Annotated in this window: 19 protein-coding genes; 13 read left to right on the plus strand and 6 right to left on the minus strand. The window is 52.9% G+C overall.

Annotation, left to right across the window (positions count from 1 at the left end):
• The first annotated feature begins 234 nt into the window (after positions 1 to 234).
• A complete protein-coding gene (gene nudE / locus HV352_RS01550; RefSeq protein ID WP_016154795.1) occupies positions 235 to 795 on the plus strand; it encodes an ADP compounds hydrolase NudE in 561 nt (186 codons plus the stop codon).
• Between the two features lie 58 nt (positions 796 to 853).
• Here the strand turns inward: nudE and mrcA are convergent, their stop codons facing one another.
• Entirely contained in the window at positions 854 to 3,406 is a 2,553-nt protein-coding gene (gene mrcA / locus HV352_RS01555) for a peptidoglycan glycosyltransferase/peptidoglycan DD-transpeptidase MrcA (RefSeq protein WP_016157635.1), read from the minus strand.
• 120 nt (positions 3,407 to 3,526) lie between these two features.
• On the opposite strand from mrcA, the gene HV352_RS01560 reads away from it, so the two are divergent.
• From HV352_RS01560 to trpS, 12 genes are all read left to right on the plus strand, one after another.
• Positions 3,527 to 4,306, plus strand: a complete 780-nt coding sequence (locus tag HV352_RS01560; RefSeq protein WP_016157634.1) for a hypothetical protein — start codon at positions 3,527 to 3,529, stop codon at positions 4,304 to 4,306.
• The gene (locus HV352_RS01565; protein WP_181635466.1) at positions 4,306 to 4,845 is read left to right on the plus strand and encodes a PilN domain-containing protein; all 540 of its coding nucleotides are present in this window, start codon (positions 4,306 to 4,308) and stop codon (positions 4,843 to 4,845) included. Before HV352_RS01560 ends, HV352_RS01565 begins: the two co-directional genes overlap by 1 nt.
• Positions 4,829 to 5,284, plus strand: a complete 456-nt coding sequence (locus HV352_RS01570; RefSeq protein WP_075848119.1) for a hypothetical protein — start codon at positions 4,829 to 4,831, stop codon at positions 5,282 to 5,284. The genes HV352_RS01565 and HV352_RS01570 overlap by 17 nt, the downstream gene beginning before the upstream one ends.
• Positions 5,274 to 5,687 (plus strand): HofP DNA utilization family protein, encoded by a 414-nt coding sequence (locus tag HV352_RS01575; protein ID WP_016154790.1) that lies wholly within the window; start codon positions 5,274 to 5,276, stop codon positions 5,685 to 5,687. The genes HV352_RS01570 and HV352_RS01575 overlap by 11 nt, the downstream gene beginning before the upstream one ends.
• Positions 5,590 to 6,837 carry a DNA uptake porin HofQ gene (gene hofQ, locus HV352_RS01580; RefSeq protein WP_029139733.1) on the plus strand — a complete coding sequence of 416 codons (1,248 nt, stop codon included), beginning with the start codon at positions 5,590 to 5,592 and terminating at the stop codon, positions 6,835 to 6,837. The genes HV352_RS01575 and hofQ overlap by 98 nt, the downstream gene beginning before the upstream one ends.
• Before the next feature lie 404 nt (positions 6,838 to 7,241).
• Complete coding sequence (gene aroK, locus HV352_RS01585; protein WP_003023552.1) at positions 7,242 to 7,763, plus strand: shikimate kinase AroK; 522 nt, start codon at positions 7,242 to 7,244, stop codon at positions 7,761 to 7,763.
• Between the two features lie 57 nt (positions 7,764 to 7,820).
• Positions 7,821 to 8,909, plus strand: coding sequence for a 3-dehydroquinate synthase (aroB, locus tag HV352_RS01590; protein WP_016154788.1), 1,089 nt, complete (start codon positions 7,821 to 7,823; stop codon positions 8,907 to 8,909).
• 96 nt (positions 8,910 to 9,005) lie between these two features.
• A complete protein-coding gene (gene damX / locus HV352_RS01595; RefSeq protein WP_103766934.1) occupies positions 9,006 to 10,292 on the plus strand; it encodes a cell division protein DamX in 1,287 nt (428 codons plus the stop codon).
• Between the two features lie 117 nt (positions 10,293 to 10,409).
• Positions 10,410 to 11,246, plus strand: a complete 837-nt coding sequence (gene dam, locus HV352_RS01600; protein WP_016154786.1) for an adenine-specific DNA-methyltransferase — start codon at positions 10,410 to 10,412, stop codon at positions 11,244 to 11,246.
• 17 nt (positions 11,247 to 11,263) lie between these two features.
• Positions 11,264 to 11,941, plus strand: a complete 678-nt coding sequence (gene rpe, locus HV352_RS01605; protein WP_003023561.1) for a ribulose-phosphate 3-epimerase — start codon at positions 11,264 to 11,266, stop codon at positions 11,939 to 11,941.
• Positions 11,934 to 12,692: a phosphoglycolate phosphatase gene (gene gph, locus HV352_RS01610; protein ID WP_016157629.1), complete on the plus strand. Its 759-nt coding sequence runs from the start codon at positions 11,934 to 11,936 to the stop codon at positions 12,690 to 12,692. The genes rpe and gph overlap by 8 nt, the downstream gene beginning before the upstream one ends.
• Positions 12,685 to 13,689 (plus strand): tryptophan--tRNA ligase, encoded by a 1,005-nt coding sequence (gene trpS, locus HV352_RS01615; RefSeq protein ID WP_016154784.1) that lies wholly within the window; start codon positions 12,685 to 12,687, stop codon positions 13,687 to 13,689. Before gph ends, trpS begins: the two co-directional genes overlap by 8 nt.
• 309 nt (positions 13,690 to 13,998) lie before the next feature.
• Here the strand turns inward: trpS and HV352_RS01620 are convergent, their stop codons facing one another.
• The 5 genes from HV352_RS01620 to nirB all read right to left on the minus strand — a co-directional run bounded on the left by HV352_RS01620 (position 13,999) and on the right by nirB (position 19,681).
• Positions 13,999 to 14,169: a YhfL family protein gene (locus tag HV352_RS01620; protein WP_016154783.1), complete on the minus strand. Its 171-nt coding sequence runs from the start codon at positions 14,167 to 14,169 to the stop codon at positions 13,999 to 14,001.
• A 311-nt stretch (positions 14,170 to 14,480) separates the two neighbouring features.
• Positions 14,481 to 15,854 carry a siroheme synthase CysG gene (gene cysG / locus HV352_RS01625; protein ID WP_016157628.1) on the minus strand — a complete coding sequence of 458 codons (1,374 nt, stop codon included), beginning with the start codon at positions 15,852 to 15,854 and terminating at the stop codon, positions 14,481 to 14,483.
• A gap of 11 nt (positions 15,855 to 15,865) precedes the next feature.
• Positions 15,866 to 16,675 (minus strand): nitrite transporter NirC, encoded by an 810-nt coding sequence (gene nirC / locus HV352_RS01630; protein ID WP_047415976.1) that lies wholly within the window; start codon positions 16,673 to 16,675, stop codon positions 15,866 to 15,868.
• Positions 16,676 to 16,814: 139 nt separating this feature from the next.
• Entirely contained in the window at positions 16,815 to 17,141 is a 327-nt protein-coding gene (nirD, locus tag HV352_RS01635; protein ID WP_016154780.1) for a nitrite reductase small subunit NirD, read from the minus strand.
• A complete protein-coding gene (gene nirB / locus HV352_RS01640) occupies positions 17,138 to 19,681 on the minus strand; it encodes an NADPH-nitrite reductase large subunit (RefSeq protein WP_016154779.1) in 2,544 nt (847 codons plus the stop codon). The genes nirD and nirB overlap by 4 nt, the downstream gene beginning before the upstream one ends.
• Positions 19,682 to 19,903: the final 222 nt, after the last annotated feature.

Here is a 19,903-nt window from a genome sequence, read left to right on the forward strand (position 1 = left end):
GGAGTCGAACTTGAGCATCTTTAAGTACAGCCCAGTAAATGCGAATCATAGCAAAATCACTAAAAATGGAATATCAGCAAATTCCTGGAGTTATTTCAACCTATTGACTTTTAATTTGAAATAGGGATTAACTTTTAGTACGTTACATAAATGTAAATAAACGGCAATTCACATTGCCGAAACCGTGCGGTATATCGCACAATAACCCCAGATTTCACAGCAAAGATCCTCACAATGAGCAAATCATTACAGAAACCCACGATTTTGAAAGTGGAAACCGTCGCCCAATCCCGGCTGTTTAAAGTCGAAAGCGTGGACCTTGAGTTCAGCAATGGCGTACGCCGCGTTTATGAACGTATGCGCCCGTCCACGCGTGAAGCGGTAATGATTGTGCCGATTGTGGACGACCACCTGATCCTCATCCGCGAATACGCGGTCGGGACCGAATCTTACGAACTGGGTTTTTCCAAGGGGTTAATCGATCCTGGCGAAAGCGTGTACGAAGCGGCGAATCGGGAGCTGAAAGAAGAGGTGGGGTTTGGCGCAAAAGATCTGACGTTTTTAAAGAAACTCAGCATGGCGCCGTCCTATTTCTCCAGCAAGATGAACATCGTGGTGGCGGAGGACTTATATCCTGAATCGCTGGAAGGTGATGAGCCTGAACCATTACCGCAGGTGCGCTGGCCGCTGGCGCATTTGATGGACCTGCTGGAAGATCCTGATTTTCACGAAGCGCGTAATGTGAGTGCGCTGTTCCTCGTACGCGAATGGCTGAAAGGACAGGGGCGGCTTTAATTTCTCTTCACGAATAATAAAAAAGGCGCCGAAGCGCCTTTTTTTGAACGGTCAGGGATCAGAACAGTTCGTGCGTCTCACCATTATCGATAATGGTCGTCCCCACCTCATGCACCGCCTGTTGCGTCGGCTGAGTGCCTTCAATGAAGTATTCTGCGCGGCTGTTGCCACCGCTTGCCAGTTGACCGGTGCTGCGATCGATATTGACCGTCACGATACCCGGCGGCGGCGTCAGAGGCTGCTCAGGCACGCCTTCCAGCACGGACTTCATATAGGCATCCCATGCAGGCTGTGCGCTCTTTGCGCCGCCTTCGTAGCCGGAGATCTGGTCTTTGATCGCCCCTGAAGCCGTCGTGTGTCCGAGATTGCGGCGATGGTCATCAAACCCGATCCATACCGACGTCACCACGCCTGGCCCGTAGCCGGAGAACCATGCATCTTTAGAGCTGTTGGTGGTCCCGGTTTTCCCGCCGATATCATGGCGCTGTAAATCGCGACCTGCACGCCAACCGGTTCCCATCCAGCCCGGCTCACCAAAGATATTGGTGTTCAGGGCGCTTTTAATCAGGAAGGCCAGCGGCGTGTTGATCACGTGTGGAGCGTACTCCTGCGTTCCGCTTTGCGCGACCAGCGCCTGGTTTGCCTGCTCAAGCTGAGGCATAGGCACGGCGGCATTCTGCTGTTCCTGCGAGACGGCGACATCTTCGACGTTACTGTTTTCCAGCACGTTAGATTTCTGGGTATCACCATAAATCACCGGAATATCGCATTCCGGACAGGCAATTTTCGGCTTCGCCTCGAAGATAACGCCGCCCATATCGCTTTCGATTTTACTGATGAAATACGGATCGACCAGGAAGCCGCCGTTAGACATCACTGCATAACCGCGCGCCACCTGCAACGGCGTGAATGAGGCAGAACCCAGCGCCAGCGACTCGGTGTGCACAATGTTCTGTGCCGGGAAGCCGAAACGTTGCAGATACTCTGCCGCGTAATCCACGCCCATCGCGCGCATGGCGCGTACCATCACCACGTTTTTCGACTGACCCAGCCCCTGACGTAAGCGGATAGGACCGGCGTATTGCGGCGGTGAGTTCTTCGGCTGCCAGTCGGAACCCGCGCCGGCATCCCAGCGGGAGATCGGCACGTCGTTGAGCATGCTCGCCAGCGTCAGACCTTTATCCATCGCGGCGGTATACAGGAATGGTTTGATGTTGGAACCCACCTGGCGTAACGCCTGGGTTGCACGGTTAAACTTGCTCTGGTTGAAGTCAAAACCACCGACCAGCGCCAGCACCGCGCCGTTTTGCGGATTGATGGAGACCAGTGCGGAGTTGACGTCCGGTACTTGCGCCAGCCACCAGGCATCGCCAACCTGGCGTACCCAGATTTGCTGCCCGGTTTGCACCACATCAGTCACTTTGCGCGGCGTCGGGCCTTGCTGGGTATCCGAGCGGTAAGGACGCGCCCAGCGCATGCCATCCATCCGTAATGACACTGACGTACCATCCGCCAGCGCGGCAATGGCTTCCTGCGGATTGGCGCTGGTAACAACCGCCGGTAGCAGGGGACCATAAGTCGGTAGCGCTTTCAGCGTATCGGTGATTTTCTTGCTGTCCCAACTGCTTTCGCCCACTTTCCACAGCACGTTCGACGGGCCGCGGTAACCGTGGCGCATGTCGTAATCCATTACGTTGTTACGTACTGCCTGCTGAGCAGCCTGCTGTACTTTGCGCGTAATGGTGGTGGTGATGCGATACCCGTCCTCATAGGCTTTCTCACCATAACGGTTATACATCTCCTGGCGCACCATCTCAGAGAGATACGGCGCGGAGAAGGCGATTTCCGGCGCGTGGTAGTTGGCGTCAATGGCTTCGCCGCGCGCCTGATCGTACTGGGCCTGCGTGATGTAGTTTTCGCTCAACATACGCGACAGTACGACGTTACGTCGCGCGGTTGCCCTTTCCATCGAATAGAGGGGGTTGAAGGTTGACGGCGCTTTTGGCAGACCGGCAATCACCGCAATTTCACTTAAGCTGAGCTGATCAACTGTCTTACCGAAATAGACCTGCGCGGCAGCACCTACGCCATAAGCGCGATACCCCAGGTAAATCTTGTTCAGATACAGTTCGAGGATCTCATCTTTACTCAGCAGTTGTTCAATGCGGATCGCCAGGAACACTTCTTTGATCTTACGCATCAGCGTACGTTCCGGGCTCAGGAAGAAGTTTCTCGCCAACTGTTGGGTGATGGTGCTGGCCCCTTGTGATGCATGGCCGGAGAACAGCGCGACGCTGGCAGCACGGAAGATCCCCACCGGGTCTACCCCGTGGTGCTCATAAAAACGACTGTCTTCGGTAGCGATAAAGGCTTTAACCATTACCGGCGGCATCTGATCCAGGGTGACCGGGATTCGACGTTTCTCGCCATATTGCGCGATCAGCTCGCCATCAGCGCTGTAAACCTGCATCGGGATCTGTAAACGCACATCTTTGAGCGTCGCGACGTCAGGTAATTGCGGCTCAATATAGCGATAGAGGCCATAAATCGAGCCTGCTCCCAGCAGGATGCAACATACTGCAAGGATTAATAAATACTTTACGAACTTCACTGGAGATTTCCCATTTAGTGGCATTTGGGCAGTTTATAAACAAACGCGCGGTAGTATAAAGGCAAGCCAGACGCATTGATATACCCGTTAAAGCAACGGGTGATAAGGAGATCATCAGCAATGGCTTTCAATATCTGGAAAATTGGTCTGCATATTCAGCAACATGAAGCGCTGGCTGTCGCCGTAGTTCACGACGCATCCGGTTGGTTTCTCCAGCGCTGGTGGCGTATACCGCTGACGCCTCAGGTTATCGTCGATGGCCACATTCGCGAGCCTGAACAGCTTGTCGCAGCGCTACTGCCGTGGAGCCGGGAACTTCCTCGCCGACACCATATTCATCTCTCTTTTCCTGCCAACAGGACGTTACAAAAAAAGTACCCTCGTCCGGAAATGATGCTGCGCGAGCCGGAGCAAGCCGCATGGTTATCCGGCTCGATGGCGCGTGAACTGGATATGGCGCCGGATGCGCTGCATTTTGATTATAGCGAAGACACGTTAAGCCCGGCGTTTAACGTCACTGCCGCGCAAAGCAAAGAGATTTCAGCGCTTCTGACGCTTATCCAAACGTTGAAGGTACAGGTTACGGCGATTACGCCGGATGCCAGCGCGTTACAGCGATTTATACCTTACCTGCCAGAACGTCATCAGTGTCTGGTATGGCGTGATGACACCCAGTGGCTATGGGCGACCCGTTCGGCATGGGGGCGTAAATCAACGGGCGATATTGGCTGTATCGACGAGCTTGCCGCGACATTATCGCTTTCCACGACAGCCATTGCGCTATGCGATCCCAGCGGCTTCGATCCTTTAAGCGTGGTGTCTGTACGCCAGCCGCCAATTCCAACGCAAAGCCATCGCTTCACCATTGCACTGGGACTCGCTATGGGAGGCACATGTTGATGATAGCGACCATCAATCTTCTGCCCTGGCGCCAGGCGCGACGTCGCGCCTGCCTACGCTTCTGGAGTGTTTTATTTGGCGCTTCGCTACTGCTTAGTAGCGGCGTGTTGTTGCGCTATTACAGCGTTTTGAGCGTAGAAAACCAGGTCGAATTGTTGTTAGCGGATGCCGAAAAGACGCGGGCCGAGGCTTTAATGGCGCTAAAGCCGCGTGTGCAGCAGCGCCAGCAACGATGGCAACAGGTTCAAGCGCGGAACAAACAGCGTGAGCAGACCCGAAGCTGGCAGCGGGTTTTGCAAGGGCTGGCGGAATTACTGCCGGAGCAGGCGTGGTTAACAAAAATAACCTGGCAGCAGGAGACACTGGAACTGACGGGAAACACGCTGAGCTTTGCCGCGCTGAAGGCGCTGGAAGCGCAATTACGCCAGCTGCCGCTATTTAAATTGGGTAGCCCTGGCGAAACGCAGCAGGATGCGCAGGGACGCTGGCAATTCCACTATCGACTGATGTGGAGCGGTGCGCATGAAAACGCTTTGTGATAGCTGGTTAGCGCAGTCGCCGCGCTTTCGGCTCATCTGCGGCGGTGGCTGGATGCTGGGACTGCTCATCGTCGTCATGTTATGCCTCAGCTCCACTGCGCAGAAACGAGTTATGCAACAAGAGGCGCTAAATCAGCAACGAGCGGCCATTCAGGCACAATGGCGAAATTTATATCTGCTGGTGGCATCGCCAGAAGAGCCTGAAGAGACGCTGATTCCGTTCTCTCCACTGCTGTTTCAGACTCCTCTTGCACATCTTATCCACTGGCAACCCTCCGCACAGGGCGGAGAAATGACGCTGAAGCCAGGCTGGGATGTCATCCCGCCGATGTTTGACCAATTGGCGGAGCAAGGGATGAACGTCAGCCGGTTTTCTCTTTACGCAGAAGGTGCGGAGCTGCTGTTAACACTACAACTGGAGCGCCTGAATGATGGTTGAACGCTGGCTGTTGGCGTGCGTAAGCGTACTGATACTCACCGGTATGCGTAATCCCTTCCTGCCGCCGGAGGACCGTTGCCAAATTGCTGAGCTGTCGGCATGGCGCTATCAGGGAATATTGAGCCAGGGCGCGCGACCCATTGGCATTGTTCAGGATAGCCAGAAAAAATGGCAGCGGGTTGAGCGAAATGATGTCCTGAAAAACGGTTGGACGGTTACGCAGATAACGGCCCAGAGCGTAACCCTCGACACAGGGAAAAACTGCGAGCCGTCGCAGTGGCAGTGGCAACGACAAGGAGCGATAAATGAAGCGATGGATGGCATGGATAGTACTCGTACTGGTGGTCGGGATTCAGAGCGTACTGGCGGCGAAATCACAAAACGTGACGCTGGTGGTCGATGATGTGCCGGTTGTGCAGGTATTGCAGGCGCTGGCCGAACAGGAAAAGAAAAACCTGGTAGTTTCACCGGATGTCAGCGGTGTGCTGTCACTGCATTTGACGGATGTGCCCTGGAAGCAGGCATTGCAAACGGTGGTGAAAAGCGCCGGGCTGGTATTACGCCAGGAAGGCAACATTCTGCATGTGCATTCTGTTCAATGGCAGAGTGAAAATGCGGCTCGTCAGGACAATGAGCAGGCACGGCTTCAGGCCAGCCTGCCGTTGGAACATCGCAGTATCATTTTGCAATATGCTGATGCCTCCGAGCTGGCAAAAGCCGGAGAAAAGCTGCTCAGCGCCAAAGGAAGCATGACGGTGGATAAACGCACCAACCGCTTACTGCTGCGTGATAATAGCGTTGCGCTTAACGCACTGGAAACGTGGGTGGCGCAAATGGATCTGCCGGTTGCACAAGTCGAACTGGCGGCGCATATCGTGACGATTAATGAAAAAAGCTTGCGTGAGCTGGGGGTGAAGTGGTCGCTGGCTGACGCACAGCAATCGGGGGCGGTGGGGAACGTCACAACGCTTGCCAGCGATCTTTCTGTACCCACAGCCACATCCCGTGTGGGATTTAACATTGGCCGTATTAACGGTCATTTACTCGAGCTGGAGCTGTCTGCGCTGGAGCAAAAACAGCAGTTGGACATCATCGCCAGTCCACGCTTACTGGCTTCTCACCTGCAACCTGCCAGTATTAAGCAGGGTAGTGAGATCCCTTATCAGGTCTCCAGCGGTGAAAGCGGCGCGACATCCGTCGAGTTCAAGGAAGCTGTATTAGGGATGGAAGTCACGCCCACCGTATTGCAGAAAGGACGAATCAGACTGAAACTGCATATAAGCCAGAATGTTCCCGGGCAGGTGCTACAGCAGGCGGATGGCGAAGTTCTGGCTATTGATAAGCAGGAGATTGAAACCCAGGTCGAGGTAAAAAGCGGCGAGACGATTGCGCTGGGCGGGATTTTTTCACATAAGAATAAATCCGCAGCCGACAGCGTGCCGCTGTTAGGCGACATCCCCTGGCTTGGCTCTCTCTTTCGCCATGATGGTAAAGAAGACGAACGGCGTGAATTAGTGGTTTTTATTACGCCCAGACTGGTTTCAACGCAATAACTTATGCATGAAAAGCCGTTGTTTTTGCACTGAACACGTTTCAGAGATTTGACGTGCGGGTGTATTTAGCATACAAGGAGTACCGATTTGAGTGTCGGTACTTTTCTTTACTTATGCGGCAGTAAATACGCTTTGCCTTTCTGGTGGTGTGTCATAGGCTTATTTGGTGTCATTTGGCTGCGCGATACGTCGCCAGGTCTGATGTTTGCAGGGTAGCATGCCTGCCACGACCAGAAATGCGTAAGGTTTGGTGATTTATTCAGTTGCCAAACCCGCTTGAGTATTGAGATAATTTTCAGTCTGACTCTCGCAATATCTTATGAGGTTTCAGTTCATGTCCTGCTGCGCTGAGTGTCTGCGAAGCGGGTTTACCATTAACGAATAGTCTTAGTAGTACCGAAAAAATGGCAGAGAAACGCAATATCTTTCTGGTTGGGCCTATGGGTGCCGGAAAAAGCACTATTGGGCGCCAGTTAGCTCAACAACTCAATATGGAATTTTACGATTCTGATCAAGAGATTGAGAAACGAACCGGAGCTGATGTGGGCTGGGTCTTCGATGTAGAAGGTGAAGACGGCTTCCGTGATCGCGAAGAAAAAGTCATCAACGAGTTGACGGAAAAACAGGGTATTGTGCTGGCAACTGGCGGTGGCTCTGTTAAATCACGTGAAACACGTAACCGTCTTTCCGCGCGTGGCGTCGTGGTCTATCTTGAAACGACAATTGAAAAACAACTTGCGCGAACTCAACGTGACAAGAAACGCCCGCTGCTGCAGGTAGAATCGCCGCCTCGTGAAGTTCTGGAAGCGTTGGCTGACGAACGCAATCCTCTGTACGAAGAGATTGCTGACGTGACCATTCGCACCGACGATCAGAGCGCAAAAGTCGTAGCAAACCAGATTATTCATATGTTGGAAAGCAACTAATTCTGGCTGAATACACACTCGTCTGCGGGTACAAGTAACTAAGGTGGATGTCGCGTAATGGAGAGGATCACAGTCACTCTCGGGGAACGTAGTTACCCTATCACCATCGCGGCTGGTTTGTTTAATGAGCCAGCTTCATTCTTACCGCTGAAATCGGGCGATCAGGTTATGTTGGTGACCAACGAAACCCTGGCTCCCCTTTATCTCGATAAGGTTCGCGGCGTACTTGAACAGGCGGGTGTTAACGTTGATAGCGTTATCCTTCCCGATGGCGAGCAGTATAAAAGCCTGACGGTTCTGGATACGGTTTTCACTGCGTTACTGCAAAAACCGCACGGTCGTGATACCACGTTAGTCGCACTTGGCGGCGGCGTGATAGGCGATCTGACCGGTTTTGCGGCAGCCAGCTATCAGCGTGGTGTTCGTTTTATTCAAGTCCCGACAACCCTGTTGTCGCAGGTCGACTCCTCCGTTGGCGGCAAAACCGCCGTAAACCATCCCCTCGGTAAAAACATGATTGGCGCGTTTTACCAACCGGCGTCCGTGGTGGTGGATCTCGATTGTCTGAAAACGCTTCCTGCGCGTGAGCTGGCATCGGGGCTGGCGGAAGTGATCAAATACGGCATCATCCTTGACGGTGAATTTTTCAGTTGGCTGGAAGAAAATCTGGATGCGTTATTGCGTCTGGATGGTCCGGCGATGGCGTACTGTATTCGTCGTTGTTGTGAGCTGAAAGCAGAAGTTGTCGCAGCGGACGAGCGTGAAATGGGCTTACGTGCTTTACTGAATCTGGGACACACGTTTGGCCATGCGATCGAAGCTGAAATGGGTTATGGCAATTGGTTACATGGTGAAGCCGTTGCAGCAGGTATGGTAATGGCTGCTCGTACGTCAGAACGTCTTGGACAGTTTACCTCCGCTGATACGCAGCGCATCATTACGCTGCTGCAGCGAGCGGGCTTGCCGGTCAATGGACCGCGTGAAATGTCCAGCGAGGCTTATCTGCCGCACATGCTGCGAGATAAAAAAGTGTTAGCGGGAGAGATTCGTTTAGTGCTTCCGCTGGCATTAGGGAAGAGTGAAGTGCGCGGCGGAGTGTCGCACGAGGTGGTTCTTAACGCTATTGCTGATTGCCAGCCGGCGTAACAACAAGAAAGGTCTGGCTTGCGTTGCGAAACGTAGGTCTTTTAGCTTCAGGTTATGTGCAAAGTCGTAAGCATTAACCTTTGAGTGGGGTGTTAAATGGATGAATTCAAACCAGAAGACGAGCTGAAACCCGATCCCAGCGATCGTCGTACTGGTCGTTCTCGTCAATCGTCTGAACGCGATAATGAGCCGCAAATCAATTTTGATGATGTTGATCTGGATGCTGACGATCGCCGTCCTGCGCGCGCACGTAAAGAGCGTGAAGAAGAACGGGACATTGAAGAAGAGTATGAATCTGATGACGATGACGTGGATGAAGAGCGTGTAGAACGCCGTCCGCGCAAGCGTAAGAAACCCGCCAGCAAGCCTGCCTCTCGTCAGTATATGATGATGGGTGTCGGTGTCCTGGTGCTGTTGCTGCTGATCATCGGTATCGGTTCCGCGCTGAAAGCCCCATCATCATCTCCCAGTGAGCAGGCTGGATCTGGCGAGAAGAGCATCGATCTTTCTGGCAATAACGCGACGGATCAGGCGAGCACGACTACGCCTGCAGCAGGCGCTGAGCAGACCGCTGGCAATACCCAGCAGGATGTTTCCCTACCGCCGATTTCCTCTACCCCAACTCAAGGTCAGACACCTGCGGCAACTGAAGGCCAGCAGCGTGTTGAAGTGCAGGGCGATCTGAACAACGCTCTGACGCAACCGCAAGGCCAGGAGCAGGTTAACAATGTAGTGGTTAACTCTACGCTGCCGACCGAACCGGCGACCGTTGCGCCAGTTCGTAATGGTAATGCTGTGCGCCAGACTGCGAAAACGGAAACGGCTGAACGCCCTGCTGCGACACACCAGGAACGTAAACAGGCCGTTATTGAGCCGAAGAGCAAACCGCAAACTACGGTGAAAGCGACGCAGACAGAGCCGAAACCTGTTGCTCAGGCAAAACCAACTGCAACTGCGCCGACGACCACAACCAAAGCACCTGTGGTTACCGCTACGCCGAAGGCGACCGTTGAGCCGAAAGCAACCGCGACTACAACGCCTGCGCCAACTGCGACGGCAACAACGTCAACACCTGTTGCTGGTGGAGCGAAAAGTGCAGGAAATGTCGGAGCGTTAAAATCTGCGCCGTCCAGCCATTACACGCTGCAGCTCAGCAGTTCTTCTAACTACGACAACCTTAACGGTTGGGCGAAGAAAGAAAACCTGAAAAACTACGTGGTGTATCAGACGACGCGTAACGGTCAACCGTGGTATGTTCTGGTAACAGGCGTGTATGCGTCTAAAGAAGATGCGAAACGTGCAGTGTCTACGCTACCCGCCGATATTCAGGCGAAAAATCCGTGGGCAAAACCGCTGCACCAGGTTCAGGCCGATTTGAAGTAAGATAGGATATGTTCTGCAATGGTTTGCTGTTTCGCCCAATTGCGGGACAAAGACTAAAGCGCAGGATGCTGTCGGAGCTTTCTCCACAGCCGGAGAAGGTGTAATTAGTTAGTCAGCATGAAAAAAAATCGCGCTTTTTTGAAATGGGCAGGGGGAAAATACCCCCTGCTTGATGATATCAAACGGCATTTACCTCAGGGTGAATGCCTGATTGAACCTTTCGTGGGTGCCGGGTCGGTGTTTCTCAACACCGACTTTTCTCGTTATATTCTTGCCGATATCAACAGCGACCTCATCAGTCTCTATAACATCGTGAAGACACGTACCGATGAGTATGTGCAGGCTTCGCGTGAGCTGTTTATGCCTGAAACTAATCAGGCTGAGGTGTACTATCGGTTCAGAGAAGAATTTAATGCCAGTCAGGATCCGTTCCGCCGTGCAGTGCTGTTCTTGTATCTGAACCGCTTTGGTTACAACGGATTGTGCCGTTATAACCTGCGCGGCGAGTTTAATGTACCGTTTGGTCGTTATAAAAAACCTTACTTCCCGGAAGCCGAGTTGTACCATTTTGCTGAAAAAGCGCAGAATGCGGAGTTCCATTGTCTCTCCTATGAAGAGTGCATGGACCGTGCGGATAGCAACTCTGTGGTCTATTGTGACCCGCCTTATGCACCGCTTTCGGCGACGGCAAATTTCACCGCGTATCATACCAACAGCTTTAGCCCAAAAGAGCAGGCACATCTGGCCGAGATGGCAGAAAAGCTGGTCAGTAAGCAGATCCCGGTGTTAATTTCGAACCATGACACGCCCGATACCCGCGAATGGTACCGATCGGCGAAACATTTTCAGGTCAAAGTGCGGCGCAGCATTAGCAGCAATGGCGGCACGCGTAAAAAGGTGAACGAACTGCTGGCACTGTATAAACCAGGAGTTGTAACGCCTGCGAAGAAATAATTCTCAAGGAGAAGCGGATGAAACAGTATTTGATCGCCCCCTCAATTCTGTCGGCTGATTTTGCCCGCCTGGGTGAGGACACCGCGAGAGCGCTGACTGCCGGTGCCGACGTCGTGCACTTCGATGTCATGGACAATCACTACGTACCAAACCTGACCATCGGCCCGATGGTACTGAAATCGCTGCGTAAATATGGCATTACTGCCCCGATTGACGTTCATCTGATGGTGAAACCGGTCGATCGTATTGTCCCGGACTTCGCCGCCGCCGGCGCGAGCATCATTACTTTTCACCCGGAAGCCTCCGAGCACGTCGATCGCACTTTACAGCTGATCAAAGAGCATGGCTGTAAAGCGGGCCTGGTGTTTAACCCGGCAACACCGCTGAGCTATCTGGACTACGTCATGGATAAGCTCGATGTGATCCTGCTGATGTCCGTTAACCCAGGCTTTGGCGGGCAGTCCTTTATCCCACAAACGCTGGATAAGCTGCGCGAAGTGCGTCGTCGTATTGATGAATCTGGCTACGATATCCGCCTCGAAGTGGACGGCGGCGTCAAGGTGAACAACATTGGTGAAATCGCGGCGGCGGGTGCAGATATGTTTGTCGCAGGCTCTGCTATTTTCGACCAACCAGACTACAAAAAAGTCATTGATGAAATGCGCAATGAACTGGCGAAGGTAAGTCATGGATAAGTTTCAGGATATTCGGGGCGTGGCATTTGACCTCGACGGTACGCTGGTCGACAGCGCGCCGGGATTAACCGCAGCGGTGGATATGGCGCTGTATGCGCTGGAACTGCCGATTGCCGGTGAAGAACGCGTTATCACCTGGATTGGCAACGGTGCAGATGTACTGATGGAGCGCGCGCTGGCGTGGTCGCGTCAGGAGCGCGCCACACTACGTAAGACAATGGGTAAACTGCCCGTTGATGATGATATCCCCGCTGAAGAACAGGTGCGTATTTTGCGTAAGCTGTTCGACAGATACTACGGCGATGTCGCAGAAGAGGGGACATTCCTGTTCCCTGATGTTGCCGACACGCTGGGCGCGATGCATGCGAAAGGATTGCCGCTGGGTCTGGTGACCAACAAACCGACCCCGTTTGTCGCGCCATTGCTTGAGGCGTTAGATATCGCCAAATACTTTAGCGTGGTCATCGGTGGTGACGACGTGCAGAATAAAAAACCGCATCCGGATCCGCTACTGCTGGTAGCAAGCAAGCTTGGCATTAAGCCTGAGCAATTGCTCTTCGTAGGGGATTCACGTAATGATATTCAGGCGGCAAAAGCTGCTGGCTGTCCGTCCGTTGGTCTGACTTATGGCTACAACTACGGCGAGTCGATCGCGCTGAGCCAACCCGACGTTATTTACGACCGTATTAATGAACTACTGCCCGTTCTCGGGCTTCCGCATAGCGAAAATCAGGAATCAAAAAATGACTAAGCCCATCGTTTTTAGTGGCGCACAGCCCTCAGGTGAATTGACCATTGGCAACTATATGGGTGCGCTGCGTCAGTGGGTGAGCATGCAGGATGACTACCATTGCATCTACTGCATCGTTGACCAACATGCCATCACCGTTCGTCAGGATGCTCAGCAGCTGCGTAAAGCAACGCTCGATACGCTGGCGCTGTATCTGGCATGCGGTATCGATCCTGAAAAAAGCACCATTTTCGTCCAGTCTCATGTACCGGAACACGCACAATTAGGTTGGGCGCTGAACTGCTACACCTATTTCGGCGAGCTGAGCCGTATGACCCAGTTCAAAGATAAATCCGCACGCTATGCGGAGAACATCAACGCCGGTCTGTTTGATTATCCGGTGCTGATGGCGGCAGACATCCTGCTGTATCAGACCAACCAGGTACCGGTTGGCGAAGATCAGAAACAGCATCTGGAACTAAGCCGCGATATCGCCCAGCGCTTCAACGCCCTGTATGGCGACATCTTCAAAGTGCCTGAGCCGTTCATTCCTAAATCCGGTGCGCGCGTGATGTCGCTGCTGGAGCCGACGAAGAAAATGTCCAAGTCGGATGACAACCGCAACAATGTGATCGGCCTGCTGGAAGATCCGAAATCCGTGGTTAAGAAAATCAAACGTGCGATGACCGACTCCGAAGAGCCGCCTGTTGTACGCTACGACGTGCAGAATAAAGCGGGTGTTTCCAACCTGCTGGATATCCTCTCTGCCGTCACCGGCCAGAGCATTCCGGAGCTGGAACAGCACTTTGAAGGCAAGATGTATGGTCATCTGAAAGGTGAAGTCGCAGAGGCCGTTTCCGGCATGCTGACCGAGCTTCAGGAGCGTTATCACCGTTTCCGTAACGATGAAGCTTTCCTGCAGCAGGTGATGAAAGATGGCGCGGAAAAAGCCAGCGCACGCGCGTCTGTTACGCTGAAAGCGGTTTACGAAGCGATTGGTTTTGTCGCCAAGCCGTAATGCGCTCTGCGTTGCTGAAGAAACCGGGTTCTACCCGGTTTTTTTTCGCCTGTTCGCTGGTGAATCTCAAAAAATATGAAGCGCCTCGCCGTTTGCATATTTCCTTATATCAATCACTTTAATGAAGATATAAATATTCAATTTACTGAAGATATAAAATGCGTCGGATATTTAAAAGAGGAGGGGACTGACAACCCTGGCCCGCTACCTGCTCGGCGAGAAGTGCGGTAACGTGTGAATGAGCATTTAACCTATAAATATAAAAACCGGGGATTTCCCGGTTTTTTTGTATCTGCGCAATCGCTTCTGTTACAGATCTGCAGCCGGGCCACAGCCACCAATAATTTTAGAAATAGAAATTGCCGGATGCAGGAAGTAATCGTAGGTGCAGTTATCTTTTTTGTTATCGACATGACCAGTACACGCGGTCAGCGTAGCCAGAACACCAGCAACGATAGTGATTTTTGCAAATTTCAGCATGTTAAAATCCTTGTAAGATATCTATTTTTAAATGGATGAAATCCATTTCTCGGCGGTTAAGATATCAACTAAAATAAACTTAAAGTAGTCCGGATTAGGACATAACAAGTTTTATATAAAATATTATTTCAATGAATTTAAATGTTTTAAAGATATATTTAATTAATGATTAACGGTTGGGCTACTGAGGCGAGTATATAGCGTGTATCGGTTTTTGATTTATTTCTATCGGAAGATAAATAAATGCCCTGAATATGAACTGTCCAACTTTATAGGGGCAGTCCAATATCAGGGCATTTTTGAGCATTCAATTAATGGTTCGAGAACCAGTTCAGCTTATCGCGTAGTCCAACCACGCGGCCGACGATAATCAGCGCCGGGCTTTCAACCTGCTGCGCCAGTTCGCCGAGTTGCGAAAGCACCCCGTTAACAACGCGTTGCTTCACGGAGGTACCGTTTTCTACCAGCGCGACAGACATATCGGGTTGCATGCCAAATTCGATCAGTTTTTCCTGGATAGTAGCCGCCTGATTGAGGCCCATGTAGAACACCAGCGTCTGTTTCTCTGCCGCCAGGTTTTCCCAGTCCAGCTCGCCGCCGGTTTTCAGGTGCCCGGTGACCAGACGTACACTCTGGGCGTAATCTCGATGGGTCAGTGGAATGCCGGAATAGGCGGAACAACCGGATGCTGCGGTAATACCTGGCACAACGGAGAATGGAATACCGGCATGACACAGGGTTTCCAGCTCTTCGCCACCACGGCCAAAGATGAACGGGTCGCCACCTTTCAGGCGCACGACGCGTTTGCCCTGTTGCGCTTCACGCAGCAGGATCTGGTTAATTTCTTCCTGCGGTACACAGTGGTAGCCCGCGCGTTTACCGACGAACACCCGGTCGGCATCGCGGCGTACAAGGTTCATGATGTCGTCGGATACCAGACGGTCATAAACCACGACATCCGCTTGCTGGATCTGCTGTAGACCTTTCAGCGTCAGCAGCCCGGCATCGCCAGGACCGGCGCCAACCAGCACTACTTCGCCTCGATGGTCCAACGGTTCACTGAGCAACTGCTCGGTGGTTTCCTCGACGGCTTTCTGGTCACTGTTCGCCAGCGACTGCGCCAGGCGGTCATTCACGAACAATTTTTCCCAGAAGCGGCGACGTTCACCCATGCTGGCAAACTGTTCTTTCACTCGGGCGCGTAACTTGCCTGCATATTGCGCGACCTGGCCCAGATGCTGAGGCAGCACAGATTCAAGTCTTTCACGTAGCAGACGGGCAAGCACCGGCGATGTACCGCCGGAGGAGACCGCCACCATCAGCGGCGAGCGGTCGATAATGGAGGGCATGATAAAACTGGCTGCTTTTGGCGCATCGACCACGTTGCAGAAAATACGACGTGATTCTGCGGCGGTGCTGACGCTTTGGTTGACGGCATCGTCATCGGTGGCGGCAATAGCCAGCCAGCAGGTGTCGAGCAGGGACTCGTCGAACGGTCCCTCAACCAGCGTCAGCATGCCTTCATCTGCCCATACGGTGAACTGCGGAATAAACGCCAGCGCATTAACCGTTATACGGGCGCCCGCTTCCAGCAGTAACCGCGCTTTGCGTTCTGCGACATCACCACCGCCGACGATCAAGCAGTCGCGGTCACGTAGTTGACAAAATATAGGCAAATGATCCACGACATTACCCCTTAATTATTGGCAGTAGCCTCTGGCTGGTTGATTTTTGCCGGAGCAGGACGCTCCGATTTTGGCGTAGCATACCAATAACCCAATCCCATGAATACGACACCGGACAAAGTATTACCGAGTGTCACCCACAACAGGTTATGACCAATTCCTGACAGGGTATAGGCTTCGCTGTGGTGGCCGAACCAGGAGAGGGCAAACAGCGTCATGTTGGCAACCGAGTGCTCGTAACCGGAAGCGATAAACGCCAGTAGACACCACCAGATAGCGAGGAATTTTGCTGCGCCCTCGGTACGAATTGCCATCCAGATTGCCAGACAAACCAACCAGTTACACAGCGCGCCTTTAAAGAACAGGACCGTTGCTGGCGCGGTCGTTTTCGCCAACGCCACCGAATGGACGATGCTGGTATCGACCGGCAGCAGGCTACCGCCGCCCCAACTGTAAAGCAGAGCGACAAACACGGATCCGACCAGGTTACCCAGCCAGGTTTTTGGCAGGATTGCCCACATCTGACCGTGACTGATGGTGCCCGCTTTAACGCCAAGCGTCAGGAACATGGTGTGACCGGTAAACAGTTCCGAACCGGCAATAATGACCAGCGTTAAAGCGATACCAAAGGTTGCACCCATTACCAGAGGACGAACGGACGGGTCGAGCAGATTACCGAGGGTGAAAATAAGAATGATGCCGAGACCGACGTAGGCCCCTGCCATTGCCGAACTGACCCAGAATCCGAGCGGGTTATTAGCCGAGAGGCGTGCGATGCGCGCAGCGTTAGCCGCACACTTATTAATAGTGTCTGTGAACATGTGTTGATTATCCTTGAAGTACAAACAATAAAAAGAAATCGTAACCGTAGGCCGGATAGCGCTACGCTTATCAGGCCTACAAATAAAAGACCTACAAATACGTCAAAAAAGGGGAGGCGTTGCGCCTCCCAAAAAGTTATTAACCGCGCAGTTGCACCGTGCCGTCTTTCACTCGCGCTTCGTAATGTTTCACGGAGAACTGTTCGTCTTCCATGCACAGACCATCGCTTAAGCGAAAGCGCTGTTTTTTCAGCGGGCTGGCGACCCACAATTCGCCCTGATGTTCAGCAATCAGTCCACGAGAAAGCACGCTGGACTCGAAGAACGGGTCGATGTTGCTGATCGCAAACACCTGGTCGCTGTGATACGGGCGGAAAATCGCAACTTGCTCGCTACCTAACAGGGCGCAGACGCCTGTTGCAGGCAGAATGTCATCGATTTTGCAGATGTTTTTCCACTGGCTCATGCGTTTTCCTCCACCAGAGTCACCGGGATACGCTCATAGGGCGTGGCCGGGCGATGTTGTTCACGTTCAGGCACAACCTGGACATTCGGATCGCGTTGATCGCTGTTGATAAAGTGTTTGAAGCGAACCTGTGCGGATGGGGTGTTAACCGTCTCTGTCCACTCGCAGACCACCGCTTCACGCAGACGGGCCATCTCTTCTTCCAGGTGCTGGTTTAGCCCCAGTTTGTCGTCGATGATGACCGATTTCAGATATTCGATACCGCCTTCCAGGTTGTCTAACCATGGTGCGGTTCGGGTCAGTTTGTCGGCGGTACGGATGTAGAACATCATGAAACGATCAAGGTATTTGAGCAGCGTTTCGCGGTCGATATCCGCTGCCAGCAGGTCTGCATGACGAGGTTTCATCCCGCCGTTACCGCAAACGTACAAGTTCCAGCCTTTCTCAGTGGCGATGATACCCACGTCTTTGCCCTGTGCTTCCGCACATTCACGGGTACAGCCGGAGACGCCGAATTTCATTTTGTGCGGGGTACGAATGCCCTTGTAGCGGTTTTCCAGCTCCACGCCGAATCCGACGCTATCGCCGACGCCATAACGGCACCAGGTACTGCCTACGCAGGTTTTCGCCATACGCAGCGCTTTGGCGTATGCGTGACCGGTTTCAAAGCCCGCTTCAATCAGCTGACGCCAGATTTCCGGCAGGTCATCTTTTTGCGCGCCGAACAGGCCGATACGCTGAGAACCGGTGATTTTGGTATACAGGTTAAATTCACGCGCGATACGGCCCACGGCCACCAGGCCTTCAGGAGTAATTTCTCCGCCCGCAGAGCGCGGGATCACGGAGTAGGTACCGTCTTTCTGGATGTTCGCCAGGAAGTTGTCGTTAGTGTCCTGCAGCGGCGTGTGCTGTGGTTTGAGGATGTACTCATTCCAGCAGGAGGCCAACAGGGAACCTACGGTTGGTTTACACACTTCACAGCCGTAGCCTTTCCCGTGTTTTGCCAGCAGCTCTTCGAAGGTTTTAATTCCTTCTACACGGATCAGATGGAACAGTTCCTGACGCGAGTACGGGAAGTGTTCACACAGGTTGTTGTTAACTTCGATCCCCTGTTTCGCCAGTTCAGCGTTCAGGACCTGCGTTACCAACGGGATACACCCGCCGCAGCCGGTACCAGCTTTGGTTTCAGCTTTCAGCGCCGCAACGGTGTGGCAGCCTTTGTTGATAGCGGCGATCAGCATGCCTTTGGTGACGTCGAAGCAGGAGCAAATCTGCGCGCTGTCCGGCAGTTTATCGACACCGATAGACGGCTTACCGCTGCCCGCGTGAGCTGGCAGAATCAGTGAGTCTGGGTTTTCCGGCAGTTCGATGGCGTTCAGCACCAGCTGCAGCAGGTTGCCGTAATCGCTGGTGTCACCGACTAAAACCGCCCCGAGCAGGGTTTTGTTATCTTCGCTAACGATGAGGCGTTTGTAGACTTCTTTGCTTTCGTCGAGATAGACGTAGCTACGGGCGCCCGGCGTGCGCGCATGCGCGTCGCCAATCCCGCCGACGTCAACACCAAGTAGCTTCAGCTTGGCGCTCAGATCCGCGCCTTCAAAGGCGTTTTCGGTTTCGAGAATATGGTCAACGGCAACCTGCGCCATTTTGTAGCCTGGAGCGACCAGACCATACACGCGGTTGTTCCAGCTGGCGCATTCGCCGATGGCATAGATGTCCGGATCAGAAGTCTGGCAGGTATCGTTAATCACAATACCACCGCGCGGCGCAACGTCGAGACCGCATTGGGTGGCCAGTTTGTCGCGTGGGCGAATACCGGTAGAAAAGACGATGAAATCGACTTCCAGTTCGCTACCGTCGGCAAAACGCATAGTTTTGCGCGCTTCGGTGCCTTCCTGGACGATCTCTTTAGTGTTTTTGCTGGTGTGGACACGCACGCCCATGCTTTCAATTTTGCGACGTAACTGCTCGCCACCCATGTGATCCAACTGTTCGGCCATCAGCATCGGGGCAAATTCAATCACGTGGGTTTCAACGCCGAGGCTTTTCAGCGCACCGGCGGCTTCCAGACCCAGCAGGCCACCGCCGACGACGGCACCGCGTTTGCTACGGCGCGCGCAAGACTCAATGGCGTTGAGGTCTTCGATGGTGCGGTAAACGAAGCAGTCTTGGGTTTCCGAACCTTTAATCGGCGGGATCCACGGATAAGAGCCTGTCGCCATGATCAGCTTATCGTAATAGACCGTACGACCCGCGCTGGAGTGGATCACCTTCTCCTGGCGGTTGATGGTGATTGCGCGCTCGCCCACTAACACCTTAACGCCATGCTTCTCGTAGAATCCTTCACGCACCAGAGAAAGTTCTTCGGCGGTGTGGTGGGAGAAGTAGGACGACAGGTGGACACGGTCGTACGCTTTGCGGGGTTCTTCACAGAAGACGGTAATATCAAAATTGGCAGCGTCGGATTTATCAAGAAGATCCTCAATAAAGCGATGGCCGACCATACCATTACCGATAATAGCGAGTCTGACTTTGCTCATTTTTGCCTCGATTTCTTTTCTATTACTGCCTACCTTAACGATTCAGCAACCCCGCTTATTGATGCAAATCAAATTCGCCTTTATATACTCCTTAAGAGGTATATGGCTGATTTAACTGCATTTTTATAAGTTACGGAATTAACAGGCTTTTCGTATTTGTATAAATAGCGTACAAATTAAGGGGTTTTTGTAAGAATTGGCCTACAGCACCAGAGAAAGAAG

It is taken from the genome of Citrobacter sp. RHBSTW-01044, from assembly GCF_013781945.1.
Classification (GTDB): domain Bacteria; phylum Pseudomonadota; class Gammaproteobacteria; order Enterobacterales; family Enterobacteriaceae; genus Citrobacter; species Citrobacter braakii.